At 71.5% G+C, this 13,825-nt stretch carries 10 protein-coding genes; 5 read left to right on the top strand and 5 right to left on the bottom strand.

What is annotated here, in order from left to right:
* Positions 1 to 882 (bottom strand): protein kinase (locus J7E88_RS18905; protein ID WP_215182542.1); only part of this gene is annotated, 882 nt, incomplete at its 3' end.
* 304 nt (positions 883 to 1,186) lie between these two features.
* Here J7E88_RS18905 and J7E88_RS18900 point away from each other — a divergent pair.
* The 5 genes from J7E88_RS18900 to J7E88_RS18875 all read left to right on the top strand — a co-directional run bounded on the left by J7E88_RS18900 (position 1,187) and on the right by J7E88_RS18875 (position 8,887).
* Positions 1,187 to 2,797 (top strand): protein kinase, encoded by a 1,611-nt coding sequence (locus J7E88_RS18900; RefSeq protein WP_215182539.1) that lies wholly within the window; start codon positions 1,187 to 1,189, stop codon positions 2,795 to 2,797.
* An 892-nt stretch (positions 2,798 to 3,689) separates the two neighbouring features.
* On the top strand, positions 3,690 to 4,340 hold the full coding sequence (locus J7E88_RS18890; RefSeq protein WP_215182537.1) for a PadR family transcriptional regulator: 651 nt from the start codon (positions 3,690 to 3,692) through the stop codon (positions 4,338 to 4,340).
* A 274-nt stretch (positions 4,341 to 4,614) separates the two neighbouring features.
* Positions 4,615 to 5,376 carry an ABC transporter ATP-binding protein gene (locus J7E88_RS18885; protein ID WP_215182535.1) on the top strand — a complete coding sequence of 254 codons (762 nt, stop codon included), beginning with the start codon at positions 4,615 to 4,617 and terminating at the stop codon, positions 5,374 to 5,376.
* Complete coding sequence (locus tag J7E88_RS18880; RefSeq protein WP_215182533.1) at positions 5,373 to 8,234, top strand: ABC transporter permease; 2,862 nt, start codon at positions 5,373 to 5,375, stop codon at positions 8,232 to 8,234. Before J7E88_RS18885 ends, J7E88_RS18880 begins: the two co-directional genes overlap by 4 nt.
* Positions 8,235 to 8,344: 110 nt before the next feature.
* Positions 8,345 to 8,887 carry a bacterial proteasome activator family protein gene (locus J7E88_RS18875; protein ID WP_215182531.1) on the top strand — a complete coding sequence of 181 codons (543 nt, stop codon included), beginning with the start codon at positions 8,345 to 8,347 and terminating at the stop codon, positions 8,885 to 8,887.
* Between the two features lie 272 nt (positions 8,888 to 9,159).
* Here J7E88_RS18875 and J7E88_RS18870 read toward each other — a convergent pair whose 3' ends face one another.
* The 4 genes from J7E88_RS18870 to J7E88_RS18855 are packed head-to-tail and all read right to left on the bottom strand — an operon-like array spanning position 9,160 to position 13,685.
* Positions 9,160 to 10,149 carry an NAD(P)H-quinone oxidoreductase gene (locus J7E88_RS18870; protein WP_215182529.1) on the bottom strand — a complete coding sequence of 330 codons (990 nt, stop codon included), beginning with the start codon at positions 10,147 to 10,149 and terminating at the stop codon, positions 9,160 to 9,162.
* A gap of 10 nt (positions 10,150 to 10,159) precedes the next feature.
* On the bottom strand, positions 10,160 to 11,248 hold the full coding sequence (locus J7E88_RS18865) for a TrkA family potassium uptake protein (RefSeq protein WP_374196295.1): 1,089 nt from the start codon (positions 11,246 to 11,248) through the stop codon (positions 10,160 to 10,162).
* Positions 11,236 to 12,735, bottom strand: coding sequence for a molybdopterin molybdotransferase MoeA (locus J7E88_RS18860; RefSeq protein ID WP_215182528.1), 1,500 nt, complete (start codon positions 12,733 to 12,735; stop codon positions 11,236 to 11,238). The genes J7E88_RS18865 and J7E88_RS18860 overlap by 13 nt, the downstream gene beginning before the upstream one ends.
* Positions 12,732 to 13,685 carry an NTP transferase domain-containing protein gene (locus J7E88_RS18855; RefSeq protein WP_215182526.1) on the bottom strand — a complete coding sequence of 318 codons (954 nt, stop codon included), beginning with the start codon at positions 13,683 to 13,685 and terminating at the stop codon, positions 12,732 to 12,734. Before J7E88_RS18855 ends, J7E88_RS18860 begins: the two co-directional genes overlap by 4 nt.
* Positions 13,686 to 13,825 lie beyond the last annotated feature (140 nt).

Below are 13,825 nucleotides of genomic sequence, written 5' to 3'. Positions count from 1 at the left end.
GTACTGGACGAGTCCGCGCATCTCCTCGGCGCTCTGGAACCGGTCGTCCGGGTCCTTCGCGAGCGAGCGCATCACCAGGCCGTCGAGCTCCGGCGGCACCGCGTCCAGGACGTGGGACGGCGGGACCGGAATGTCCTGGACGTGCTGGTAGACGACCGAGAGCGGCGTTTCACCGGTGAACGGGGGCCGCAGCGCCAGCAGTTCGTAGAGGAGGCAGCCCGTGGCGTACAGGTCGGAGCGGTGGTCGACGGCCTTGCCCAGCGCCTGCTCGGGGGAGAGGTACTGCGGCGTGCCCATGACCATGCCGGTCTGGGTCATCGTGGACTGCGCGCCGTGCAGGGCACGGGCGATGCCGAAGTCCATCACCTTCACGGCGCCGGAGTGCGTGATGATGACATTGGCTGGCTTGATGTCACGGTGCACGATGCCGTGCTGGTGCGAGTAGGCGAGGGCCTCCAGCACACCGGAGACGATGATCAACGCCTGCTCGGGCGGCGGGGCTTCGGCATTGACCAGCAGGTCGCGGATCGTGCGGCCTTCGACGAGCTCCATCACGATGTAGGGGACGGTCTGATTGCCGACGACGTCCTCGCCGGAGTCGTAGACCGCGACCACCGCATGGTGGTTGAGGCCGGCGACCGACTGCGCCTCGCGCGTGAAACGGGCCTTGGAGACGGGGTCCTCGGCCAGATCCGCACGCAGCAGTTTGACGGCCACGGTCCGGCCCAGCCGTACGTCCTCCGCCGCGAACACCTCGGCCATGCCGCCTCGTCCGAGACGGTGCGTCAGCCGGTAGCGGCCGTCACCGACCACTCCGCCGATGCCCCAGGCGTCCGCTGACTCCGGCACTCCGCCGCCGTCTGCTTCGGGTTCGGGTGCCATCAGTCCTCGCCGTCGTATCTGTCCGCGTACGTGGTGTGCGTGCGGGGTCCGCTGTCCTCAGGGTGCTGTGCCACGTCACGCTACAGCCTTCACGCGGCAGGCCGGTCTCGAAGGAGACCGGCCATCAAACCCGCAGCCCACCGGCCCGCGCAAATTCCATGCTGTTCCTGTAACGCTTACGAGACTCTTCTTGTGCGTACGGTCACGGAACGGGCACCTGGCTTGACGTGTCGGTGCCCTGGGGCAGACTTGGCCCGTAAATTCGGATCAGCCGCGGCCAAGCGCGCACAGGGGGAAGCACGAAATGAGCCAGGACGGCGCACAGGGCCGCTATGCGGGCGGTTCCGTAGCGGGCGGCCGGTACCAGCTTCGCGACCTGCTCGGCGAAGGCGGCATGGCGTCCGTATATCTGGCCTACGACTCCGCGCTGGACCGCCAGGTCGCGATCAAGACGCTCCACACCGAGCTGGGCCGCGAGCAGTCCTTCCGCGAGCGCTTCCGCCGCGAGGCCCAGGCGGTCGCCAAGCTGTCCCACACCAACATCGTGTCCGTCTTCGACACGGGTGAGGACGAGCTGGACGGCTCGCTGATGCCGTACATCGTCATGGAGTACGTGGAGGGCCAGCCGCTCGGTTCGGTCCTCGCCGCGGACATCCAGCAGTACGGTGCGATGCCCGCCGACAAGGCACTCAAGGTCACCGCCGACGTTCTGGCCGCGCTCGAGACCAGCCACGAGATGGGCCTGGTCCACCGCGACATCAAGCCGGGCAACGTGATGATGACCAAGCGCGGTGTGGTCAAAGTCATGGACTTCGGCATCGCCCGCGCCATGCAGTCGGGCGTCACGTCCATGACGCAGACCGGCATGGTCGTCGGGACCCCTCAGTACCTCTCGCCCGAACAGGCCCTGGGCCGAGGCGTGGACGCCCGCTCCGACCTGTACTCGGTCGGCATCATGCTCTTCCAGCTGCTGACCGGACGGCTGCCTTTCGACGCGGACTCGCCGCTCGCCATCGCGTACGCGCATGTGCAGGAGGAGCCCGTCGCCCCGTCCACGATCAACCGCTCCCTCACTCCCGCGATGGACGCGCTGGTCGCCCGGGCGCTGAAGAAGAACCCGAACGAGCGTTTCCCGAGCGCGGCCGCGATGCGCGACGAGTGCGCCCGGGTCGCGGGCGCCGGCCAGACCGGCGCACCCGTGATCATCAGCGGTGCGCCCGCGAGCAGCGGTTCGGGAGTCGGCTCCGCCGTATTCCCGCCGCTGGACCAGTCGACGCCGGCGCCCCAGAGCGTCCAGACGCCGTACCAGCCGGGCCCGTACGGCCCGCCCACCCCGGCCCCCACGCCCGTTCCCGCTCCGCACTACGGCTACCCGACCCCGTCCCCGGCCTACCAGACGCAGCCCCCGGCGGCGTCGACACCGCCTCCGTACACGATGGCGCCGCACACGGCGGCCTCGTCGGGCGGGAGCAGCGGCAAGCGCAATATGCCGGTGATCGTGGGCGCCGTCGCGGTGGCGCTCCTCGCCATCGGCGGCCTGGTCACGGCGATCGCGCTGAACGGCGAGGACGACCCGGAGACGGAGGCCGGCGGCGACCCGTCGACGAGCGAGTCGAAGGAGGCGGGCTACAAGGGCCCGGAGCGCAACCGGACCATCGACAAGACGAAGTGCTCGGACGCCCAGGAGGGCTACGACGACCCGTCGAAGGTCCTGGCCCCCGACTTCGTCTACAAGGACATCCTGTCGGTGAAGGAATGCGCGAACACACGCGGCTGGAAGATCAACATCGACGAAGTCGACAACGCCCAGTGGGGGAAGGACGTCGTCATCTCGCAGTTCCCGCTGGCGGACACGGAGATCTCCGAGGACAACGCCACGTTCACCCTTGAGGTCTCCACGGGGTACGCGGATTAGTCCGCCCACCGGGCCTCTGCGGGTGGCCCGGTGATACGCCGTTCGGCCGAGGCCCGGTACACGATCCGTGTGCCGGGCCTCGGCCGTCGCACCGCTTCTGCCGGTCTTCAGACCATGACGCCCGAGATGCCGGACTTGTGCACCCATGTGACGCTGAGTCCGTTCCTCGATCAGTCGGCGACTCGGTGCCCCGTCACGGGAGGCCCTCCGGTGATTCCACAGCTCCGCGCCCGGTGCGCGATCACCGTCGCATCGCTCGCGCTGGCGACCCTCCCCCTCGCACCGGCCGCGCATGCCGAGCCGTCCGAGCCCCCCGGTCCCCGGCCCGTCGTGAAGCCGTCACCCTCGGCCTCGTTCGCCGGGCGGCAGGCCGGTCAGGGCAGGCCGCGCCCCGGGCGGCAGCTGCCGACCGCGAGCGCCCGCCCCTCCGTGGACCCTGCGCGCAGCGCCACCGCGCCCACCGCCTCCTCGTCCGCGTCGACACCGTCCGCACCACCGTCCGCCCGGCCTTCCCGCCCCGCCCGAACGCCCTCGTCCCCTTGGGCGCATGGCCCCCGGACGGGCCGGCCGGAGGAGCATCACCCTCCTGCGGATGACGAAGCACCCCGGAGGGACGAGGACGGCGGCTACTGGGGCGCATGGTCGCCCGCGGCGCCGACCTCCGCGCCGGCCGACGCCCGTGACCAGGGGCCTGAGGCTGTGCCCGCCCCCGTCGCCCAGCAGATCTCACCGCTGTCGCTGGGGGTCGGAATGGCCCTGATGGGCCTCGGGATCGGCTTCCTCGGCATCCGCCTGCGCCGCCGCTGACCCTCCCGTCCTCCTCAAGACGGATCTCGCACGTCCTTCGGAGGATGGTTGGCCCCGCTCGACATACCCGGTATACATACCGAGTATGTCGATCCGTCACGGGCTTCTCGCCCTCCTGGAGCCCGGCCCGCGCTACGGCTCCCAGCTGCGCTCTGAGTTCGAGTCGCGTACCGGCGCCACCTGGCCGCTGAACGTCGGCCAGGTCTACACGACCCTGGGCCGCCTGGAACGCGACGGGATGGTCGCCCAGGACGGCGAGGACGAGGCGGGGCACGCGCTGTACGTCATCACCGACAAGGGCCGCGCCGAGCTACGGGAATGGTTCGCCACTCCCGTGGACCGCAGCAGCCCGCCCCGCGACGAGCTCGCCATCAAGCTCGCGATGGCGGTGGGGACGCCCGGAGTGGACATCCGCGCGGTGATCCAGTCCCAGCGCCGGCACTCCGTGAAGGCGATGCAGGACTACACCCGGCTCAAGGCCCAGGCCCTGGCCGCGATCGAGGGCGGGGGCTCGCAGGAGCGCGACGACGTGGCCTGGCTGCTGGTGCTGGAACAGCTCATCTTCCAGACCGAGGCGGAGGCCCGCTGGCTCGACCACTGCGAGATGCGGCTCATCAGGCTGTCCGCTGCGGCCGGGCACGCCCCGTCGCCGGCCGCGCCTCCGGCGGAGCCGGCCGTCCAGCCGCCCGCGCAGGACCGGACGGCGGCCTCGGCCCGTCGCACCGGGCCGGCGTAGGACCCGGACGGCGGCCTCGGCCCCTCATACCGGGTTGGTGCAGGACCCGGGCGACGGCTTCGGTCCGCCGCACCGGGCCGGCGTCCTCAACGGGTACGCCCCGCCACCCGTCCGCACCCCTACCCGTACCCGTCCCGTCCCGTCCCCGTCCCAAGGCAGTCGGCCCCGGCTGCCCCCTTCGGCCTCTTCAGGCCCATCCGACAGGCCTCTTCAGGCCCACCGATCTCTCGTACACCGCCTGCGTGTACTCACCCGCTCAAGGGGGAAACCACCGATGTCCCAACAGCAGTCACCACAGCCACTGGAATCACGGCAGCCCGTGCTGCAACTTCAGCAACTGACGCGCGTCCATGGCAGCGGAGCCACCGAAGTGCACGCCCTGCGCGGCGTCAACCTCGACGTCTTCCCCGGCGAACTCGTCGCCGTCATGGGCCCCTCCGGCTCCGGCAAGTCCACGCTGCTCACCATCGCGGGCGGGCTCGACACCCCCACCTCGGGACGGGTGATCGTCGAGAACACCGACATCACCACCGCGGACCGCAAGACGCTCGCCGCCCTGCGCCGCCGCAGCATCGGCTACGTCTTCCAGGACTACAACCTCATACCGGCCCTCACCGCCGCCGAGAACGTCGCCCTGCCGCGTGAACTCGACGGCACCTCGGCCCGCAAGGCCCGCGCCGAAGCCGTCTCGGCCCTGGAGGAGATGGAGCTCGGCCAGCTCGCCGACCGCTTCCCCGACGAGATGTCGGGCGGCCAGCAGCAGCGCGTCGCCATCGCCCGCGCACTCGTGGGCCGGCGCCGGCTCGTGCTCGCCGACGAGCCCACCGGCGCCCTCGACTCCGAGACCGGGGAGTCCGTGCTGGCGCTGCTGCGGGCTCGCTGCGACGCCGGGGCCGCGGGCATCCTCGTCACCCACGAGCCCCGCTTCGCCGCGTGGGCCGACCGGGTCGTGTTCCTGCGGGACGGTGCGGTCGTCGACCAGACGGTCCGCAGCGACGCCGACTCCCTGCTTTCCGGCCAGGCGGCCGAGCTGTGACGACCTGGTACCACTCCTGGCGCGCCGCGATCCGGATCGCGCGCCGCGACGCCTGGCGCTCCAAGGGGCGCAGCTTCCTGGTCCTCGCGATGATCGCCCTGCCCATCGTCGGAGTGAGCGCGGCCGATCTCACCGTGCGCAGCGCCGAGTTGTCGACCGAGCAGAGCCTGACGCGCCGGATCGGCGGCGCGGACGCGCGGCTGTCCGACCCGGGCATGGGCGGTGTCCCGATCCTGCAGTCCCCGGACGGCCTCAACCACGCACCGGTTCAGGACTTCGACGACCAGCCGTATCCCGAGGGCCGCACGGACATCGCCAAGGCGCTGCCCGCGGGAGCCAAGACCCTGACGGACACGACCGGTTATGCCAAGGTCCGCACGACGCACGGTCTGCTGCAGACCGAGATCCGCGAGCTCAAGGCCGCCGACCCGATGGCTCAGGGCATGATGCCGGTCGTCAGCGGCAGGCTGCCGCAGAAGTCCGACGAGGTCGCCGCCACCACGCACTTCCTCGAGAGCAGCGGTCTGAAGGTCGGCTCGAAGCTCACCGCGCGCGGCTTCGACCGCGAGTACACGATCGTCGGTTCGTACGAGCTTCCCGACGCGCTGGACACCGACCAGGTCAACGCCCTTCCCGGCGCTCTGATCGCCCCCCTCGCCAAGGCTCTGGACGCCGCCGGGCTGCCCGGGCCCTCAGCAGGCATGACCCTCCTTGCGACCATTCCCGGTGGTTTCACGTGGAACATGGTCCAGGGCGTCAACACCAAGGGTGTGGTGGTCGAATCGCGTGCGGTGGCGCTGAACCCGCCCGCCGACTCCGAGGTGCCGCTGTTCCAGAAGGAGGACTGGGGCAGGTACGAGGAGAGCACCGCCGCCAAGGCGGCCGCGCTCGCCGCCATCGGCACGGTCGTCGGTCTCGCGATGCTGGAGATCTGCCTGCTCGCCGGTCCCGCGTTCGCCGTGGGGGCGCGCCGGTCCCGCCGCCAGCTGGGTCTCGTCGGAGCCAACGGCGGCGACCGCCGCCACATCCGGGCCATCGTCCTCGCCGGCGGCCTGGTGATCGGCGTCGCCGCGGCCGTCGTGGGCACCGTGCTGGGTCTGATCCTCACCTTCCTCCTCCAGCCCGTGCTGGAGGACTCCCTGGGCCAGCGCTTCGGCAGCTTCGACATACGGCCCCTGGAACTGCTCGGCATCGCCCTGCTGGCTGTCCTGACCGGCCTGCTGGCGGCGATCGTCCCGGCGATCACGTCCTCCCGGCAGTCGGTCCTGGCCTCGCTCACCGGCCGCCGGGGAGTGCGCAGGAGCAGCCGCGTGCTGCCTGTCGTCGGCCTGGTCGCGGTCCTCCTGGGCGCCTCGATCGCGCTGTACGGATCGACCATGACCGACCAGTTCGCCGTGGTGGCGGGGGGCAGTGCCATCGCCGAGCTGGGCGTGGTCGCGCTGACCCCGGCCCTGGTCGGCCTCTTCGGCCGGACCGGCCGTCTGCTGCCGCTCTCCCCACGGCTCGCGCTGCGCGACGCTGTGCGCAACCGGGGACGTACGGCTCCCGCTGTCGCCGCGGTCCTGGCCGCGGTCGCGGGTACGGTGGCCGTCGCGACGTACGCGGCGAGCAACGACGCGCAGGGCAGGGCGCAGTACGAGGCCCAACTCCCGCACGGAGCGGTCTCGGTGGTGATCGACGAGGCCGGCGGGCGTGACGTCCCGGGTGTGCGCGCCACCGTGCAGAAGCTGCTGCCCGTCGACGTGCGGGCCGATGTGGACCGCATCGCCGTCGGCAAGGGCAACTGCTCGATGTACGAGACGCGCGACGGCTGCGGCCGCTACGAGGTGGTCGTGCCCAAGGCCCATGAGTGTCCCCTGTGGGCCACGGACCCGGCCAAGCCCGACGAGGATCCCGCGGAGCGGTTCTCCAAGGCCGAACGCCGCAAGCTCGCCGACGACTGGCGGTGCAAGGAGAACGGCGGTTACGGGGCCCCGACCGACGGCGGTGTTCTCGTCGGCGACACGAAGCTGCTCAAGGTGCTCGGCATCGACGACCCTGGTGCCGAGAAGGCTCTGGCCGCCGGTCAGGTGGTGTCCTTCGACAAGCGCAACGTCAACGCAAAGGGTGCGATCGACATCCGTCTGATCACCGACGCCGAGGCCGCCGACAGGGCGCTGGAGCAGGGCAAGGAGGCTCCCGGCGAGATCAAGAGCCTCACCGCCCACCAGGTGGCCGGTACGCCGGACACGTACGGCGTCCGTCTGATCGTGCCGTTCGCGGCGGCCAAGGCGGCGGGCATCGACACGGCCCCGATCGGCGCCTACTACTCCACCGACCGCATGCCCAGCAGCGAGCAGCGGCAGAAGCTGGACAACGAGCTCGACAAGACGGGCGTGGACATCAACCTCCACATCGAGGAGGGCTACACCAGCGAGAACAGCATCGTGCTGCTGGCGCTGACCGTCTTCGCCGGCCTGATCACCATCGGTGCGGCCGGTATCGCCACGGGCCTCGCCCAGGCCGACGCGGAGGCCGACCTGAAGACGCTGGCCGCCGTCGGCGCCCCGCCGAGGGTCCGCAGGACGCTCAGCGGCTTCCAGTGCGGCGTGGTCGCCGCCATGGGTGTGGTGCTGGGCTCGGCGGCGGGAGTGCTCCCCGCCATCGGCCTGCGGCTCACGGAGAAGCGTCAGCAGATGAACTGGTACCAGGAGGCCCTCGACAACGGCTGGGGCCCGGGCGGCGAACCGTTCGTGCCGATCGTGGTGCCGTGGGCGACGCTGGCCGCGCTGCTGGTCGCCGTACCCGTGGGTGCGGCTCTGCTGGCGGCCCTGGTCACCCGCTCTCGCGGGGCGCTGGCCCGCCGCGAGGCGACCTGACCGGACCCGTACCCGCGATGCGCTGCGGTTTTGTGCCCCCGCAGGAAGGTGGATCACCTTCCTGCGGGGGCACACCCTGTGGTGACGCAGTTGTACGAGAGAATGGCCGCATGGAGATGCCGAGGAATGAACGGTCGCAGGAGAGCCCCCAGGTCCTCGTGGTGGGACAGGACGGGATGGCGCTCGGCGGCGGTGACGGTGACGACGAGTCGCGCGAGGTCCCGGTGACGGAGATGGTCGAACAGCCGGCGAAGGTCATGCGCATCGGCAGCATGATCAAGCAGCTGCTGGAGGAGGTCAGGGCGGCACCTCTCGACGAGGCGAGCCGCGTCAGGCTCAAGGAGATCCACGCCGGTTCGGTGAAGGAGCTGGAGGACGGCCTCGCACCCGAGCTCGTCGAGGAACTGGAGCGTCTTTCTCTCCCGTTCACCGACGACGCCATTCCCTCAGAGGCGGAACTGCGCATCGCCCAGGCTCAGTTGGTCGGCTGGCTGGAGGGCCTGTTCCACGGTATCCAGACGGCGCTGTTCGCCCAGCAGATGGCGGCGAGGGCGCAGTTGGAGCAGATGCGTCGCGCCCTGCCGCCCGGTGCCCCGCATGACGACGACGAAGGCGGACAGCACGGAGCGATCCGCTCGGGCCCGTATCTGTAACCGGGAGCGGGGCGCCCCGCGCACGCGTTCCTCGGCGCACGCCGTGACCGGGTGCATGCCCCGCTCGGGGCGTGACCGGGCGCATGCCCGGGCGGGGCGTGACCGGGCGCATGCTCCCCGCTATGCGGCGTGATGGGGCGCACCCCGGTATGCGGCGTGACCGGGCATGGCGCAACCGGCGCGGCGTCGTCCGGGCTTCGCGGCCGAATGGGAAGGCCCGGCCCACCTCACCGGTGGGCCGGGCCATCGGCAACTCGTACGACCGGGGCCTGTCAGCCCTTCTCGGGCGCGATCAGCACCACCTTGCCGACATGGCTGCCCGTCTCCAGCGCCCGGTGCCCCTCGGCGGCGTCCCGCATCGGCACCTGCCGGTCCACGACCGCGCGTACGCGGCCTGCCGCGATCAGCGGCCAGACGTGCTCGGCGACGGCCCCGACGATGGCCGCCTTCTCGCCCAGCGGACGGCGACGCAGCGAGGTGGCGGTGACCGCCGCCCGCTTGTTGAGCAGGGCGCCGAGATTGAGCTCGCCCTTCACACCGCCCTGGAGGCCGATGACCGCGAGCCGGCCGTTGACGGCCAGTGCCCGGACATTCCGGTCCAGGTACTTCGCGCCGACGATGTCGAGGATGACATCGGCCCCGGCGCCGTCCGTGGCCTTGCGGATCTCCTCGACGAAGTCCTGCTCGCGGTAGTCGATGAGGATGTCCGCGCCCAACTGGGCGCAGCGCGCCAGCTTTTCGGGACCGCCCGCCGTGACCGCCACCCGCGCGCCCACGGCCTTGGCCAGCTGGATCGCCATCGTCCCGATGCCGCTGGCGCCGCCGTGGACCAGCAGGGTCTCGCCCGGCCGCAGGTGGGCGACCATGAAAACGTTGGACCACACGGTCGCGGTGACCTCCGGCAGCGCCGCGGCCGTCGCCAGATCCACTCCGTGCGGTACGGGCAGCAACTGCCCGGCCGGAACGGCGACTTTCTCCGCGTATCCCCCACCCGCGAGCAGCGCGCACACCTCCTCGCCGACGGCCCAGCCCGAAACTCCTGGCCCCAGCGCGGAGATCCGGCCCGAGCACTCGAGTCCGGGATACGGGGAGGAGCCGGGCGGCGGGTCGTAGAAGCCCTGTCGTTGCAGCAGATCGGCGCGATTGACGGCGCTCGCGACGACGTCGACGAGGACTTCTCCCTCGCCGGGTACGGGATCGGGCACCTCGGCCCAGACCAGGGCCTCGGGGCCACCGGGTTCGGGAATCGTGATCGCATGCATGGCCGCGAGGCTACTCCCGGCTGCCCGGTGACTGGTCGTTCCGGGCGCGCACGATGGTGATCAGCCGGTCCGTGAGCTGCAGCGGGCTCGCCGCGGGGTCGTCGTAGCCGATCAGCCGGTGCCCGCGCAGGACGCTCACGACGAGGTCGTCCGTCTCGCGCACGCTCCGGCCCACCTCGGCTTTTATCACCGGCCGCTCGATGAGGTCGAGGCCGCTGCCCTGCTGGATGAGGTCCTCCAGGACCGTGCCCGCGCTGGGGCTGAGGACGGACAGGCCGAGCAACCGGCCGGCGGCGCCCGAGCTGGTGATGACCGCGTCGGCTCCGGACTGGCGCAGCAGCGGCGCGTTCTCCTCCTCACGGACCGCGGCGACGATCTTGGCGCCGCGGTTGAGCTGGCGGGCGGTCAGAGTGACCAGTACGGCGGTGTCGTCGCGCTGGGGAGCGACGATGATCTGCCGCGCCTTCTGGAGCTCGGCCCTGATGAGTACGTCGCTGCGGGTGGCGTCGCCGACCACACCGACGAAGCCCTCGACGTTAGCGGCGTCGATCACCTTGCTGCTCGGGTCGACGACGACGATCTGGTCTTTCCGCAGCCCTGTGGCACAGAGCGTCATCATCGCCGATCGCCCCTTGGTGCCGAAGCCGACGATGACGGTGTGGTCGCGCAAGGTGGACCTCCAGCGATTCAGTCGCCACTCCTCCCGCGTGCGTTCGGTGAGGACCTCGAGAGTGGTGCCGACCAGAATGATCAGGAAAAGCACACGCAACGGGGTCACCAGCAGCACATTGGTGAGCCGGGCCGCGTCGCTGTGGGGAACGACGTCGCCGTAGCCCGTCGTGGAAAGGGTGACGGTCGCGTAGTAGACGCAGTCGAGAAAGTCGACGGACCCGTCGGCGGCGTCATGGTAGCCGTGGCGGTCGATCCAGACGAGCAGGACCGTGATGACCAGGACGGCCAGGGCCATCAGAAGCCGCTTGCTGACCTGGCGCAACGGACGTTCGATGATCCGGCGGGGAAGTTTCACCCGGCCGGTGATCAGGTGCTCGTCGGCATGCCGGGCCATCGCGTCCTGGCCGGGCAGTTTCACGTGAAACATCCTCTCTCGCCCGTCGGCGGCGTCCATGTGGCCCAGGGCAGATCAAGGACTTCCAGCTCGTCACCGGGCCGTGCCCCGCCGGGCGGGACCACGGCCAGACCGTCGGCCGCCGCGATGCCCCGCAGCATCGCCGGACCGTTGTAGTGGAGCGGCAGGAGCAGATCGTCGCCGTGCACGAAGGGGACCAGCCGGGTGTCCTGCGGGTGTCCGTGCACCGCCTCCCGTACGGGGAGGCTGTAGGGAGCTGCCGGTGGTCGCCCGCAGAGCCCGCGCAGCAGTGGCTCGGCAAGCGTGAGCAGCCCCGAGACGGCGGCCAGGGGGTTACCGGGCAGACCCACCAGATGGCGCCCCGGCGCGAGCCGGGCGAGCAGCATGGGGTGACCGGGTCGTACGGCGACTCCGTCGACCAGCAGGTCGGCGCCCGCCTTGCGCAGCACCGGGTGGACATGGTCGACGGGCCCCGAGGCCGTACCGCCGGTGGTGATCAGCAGGTCGGCATCGGACGTCGTAACGGCGCGGTGCAGGGCCTCGGCGTCGTCTCCGACCCGTCGTGTCGCGACGACCTCGGCGCCCAGCGATCGCAGCCAGGGGCCGATCATCGGACCGAGTGCGTCGCGGATGAGACCGTCGTGGGGGAGTCCGGAGGAGAGCAGCTCGTCGCCGAGCACCAGGACGTCGACACGCGGCCGGGCGACGGTGACGAGTGCGTCGTAGCCGGCGGCCGCCGCGAGCCCCAGGACGGCCGGGGTCACCAGGGAGCCGAGAGGCAGGAGCTGGTCGCCTGAACGGCACTCCTGGCCTCGCGGCCGGATGTCCTGGCCGGGGACCACTTCGCGCTCGGCGTACAGCTGTTGCGCCCCCGTAGGCCATGTGCCCGTACGGGATGTGTCCGTACGTTGTGTGTCCGTACCTGACGTCTCCGCTGGTTGTGTGACCGTGTCGGCACGGGCGTGCTCACTGCGGATGACCGCGGTCGTTCCGGGTGGCACCCGGGCACCGGTGGCGATCCGTACCGCCGTGCCGTCGGGGAGGGGCCTCATCTCGCCGTGGCCGGCGAGGATCGAGGCCTCCGCGTCCAGGCGCCAGGGGCCTGGGCCGGCGACCGCCCAGCCGTCCATGGCGGAGGTGTCGAAGGACGGAAGGTCGCAGAGCGCCACGAGGGGCTCGGCGATGACCTCTCCCAGCGCGTCACCGAGGGCCGTCCTCCGGGTGCGCTGTGCTGCGCTGCGGCCGATCCGGGCGGCGAGGGACCGCGCGTCGGGCCAGGAGGTGGCGCGGTGCCGGGCGGGGGTGCCACCGCTGGCGGACGTGCCGGCCGGGGCCTGCGGAGCGGGCTGCCGGTCTCGGTGGCCGACCAGCGCGAGCGCCTCCTCCACGCCGTCGAGATCGCCCTCCTGGGCGGGCTGCGGCTGCTCCGGGCCGGACCACAGGTCTTCGTGGGCCGGTCCGTCCTTGCGGCGGCCTGATGCGTCGTCGTGACCGGTCATCCGGCTTCGGCCTCGCCGGTCCTGTCGGCGTCACCGGTCCTGTCGGCGGCGCTGCCGGGGCTGCCGGTGCCGGCTCCGGAGCTCCCGGCCCCTCCCGTCTGCTCGCTCTCCTCGGTCTCCTCCGCCCAGCGAGCCGCGAGCGCGACGGCCTTACGGGCGGCCTCGGCGACCGCTTCCGGTCCGCCGCCGGATCGGGCGGCCGCGTAACCCACCAGGAAGGTGGTCAGCGGGGCTGCGGGGCGGGCGACGCCGTGCGCGGCGTCGCGGGCGAGGTCGAGGAGGACACGGGTGTCGACGTCCAACTCGACGCCGAGTTCGTCTTTGACTGCGGTGATCCATTCATCCAGCACGTTGCCATGCTCCCTGATACGGGCCCGGGCCGCGGAGACGTCCTCCCAGGTGTCGCAGTCGAAGGAGGCGAGGGGATCGGCCCCGATCCGGGCGAGGTCCAGTTCCTGTGCGAGAAGACGCAGCGGCAGCCCGGAAAGGGTGCCGTGTTCGGTGGCGAGGAGGGCGAGTTCGCGTCGGAGCGGCTCCGTACGGTAGACGGCCACGAGGGGCTGGTCGCGACCGTCGGCGTCGGTCAGCAGCACCGCCTCGGAAACGCCCTCGTACAGTGCGGAGATCAGCCGCCGCACCGTTGTCCGCCCGAGGAAGGGCAGGTCGGCGGAGAGGACGAGCACCGCGGATGCCTCGCATTGCCGCACCCCGGCATCGAGCGCGGCGAGCGGACCGCCGCCCGGTGGCTCCTCACGTGCCCACACGACGGGGCGTGCGGTCGGGCGGCGGCCGCCGACGACAACGGTGCGCCCCGCGTCCCGGCACACTCCGAGGACCCGGTCGAGCAGGGCGCGCCCGCCCACACTCACTGCCGGCTTGTCGGCTCCGCCCAGGCGCTTGGCGGCGCCTCCGGCGAGCACGACGGCGTCGTACGCGGTCTTCGCGGTCACCCATGCAGTATGAGCCGCGATCGTGCGGGCGGGGAGCCCCGTCCCGATCTCCGGGATGCCGGTCCGGGGCCTTCGCCGTGATGCCCACAGGGTGCGCAGCAGGGCCGTGACGCCCTACAAGGTGCGCAGCAGGGCGGTGA

Source organism: Streptomyces sp. ISL-10 (assembly GCF_018614575.1).
Taxonomy (GTDB): Bacteria; Actinomycetota; Actinomycetes; order Streptomycetales; family Streptomycetaceae; genus Streptomyces.
The sequence above is the reverse complement of the archived record's forward strand: the minus strand, read 5'-3'. Positions and strand labels throughout refer to the sequence as shown.

What these genes read in the sequence shown, in the direction of transcription:
- J7E88_RS18900 (WP_215182539.1), top strand. Translation starts at nt 1,187, where the DNA reads ATGAGCCAGGACGGCGCACAGGGCCGCTATGCGGGCGGTTCCGTAGCG.
- J7E88_RS18890 (WP_215182537.1), top strand. Translation starts at nt 3,690, where the DNA reads ATGTCGATCCGTCACGGGCTTCTCGCCCTCCTGGAGCCCGGCCCGCGC.
- J7E88_RS18885 (WP_215182535.1), top strand. Translation starts at nt 4,615, where the DNA reads ATGTCCCAACAGCAGTCACCACAGCCACTGGAATCACGGCAGCCCGTG.
- J7E88_RS18875 (WP_215182531.1), top strand. Translation starts at nt 8,345, where the DNA reads ATGGAGATGCCGAGGAATGAACGGTCGCAGGAGAGCCCCCAGGTCCTC.
- J7E88_RS18870 (WP_215182529.1), bottom strand. Translation starts at nt 10,149, where the DNA reads ATGCATGCGATCACGATTCCCGAACCCGGTGGCCCCGAGGCCCTGGTC.
- J7E88_RS18865 (WP_374196295.1), bottom strand. Translation starts at nt 11,248, where the DNA reads ATGTTTCACGTGAAACTGCCCGGCCAGGACGCGATGGCCCGGCATGCC.
- J7E88_RS18860 (WP_215182528.1), bottom strand. Translation starts at nt 12,735, where the DNA reads ATGACCGGTCACGACGACGCATCAGGCCGCCGCAAGGACGGACCGGCC.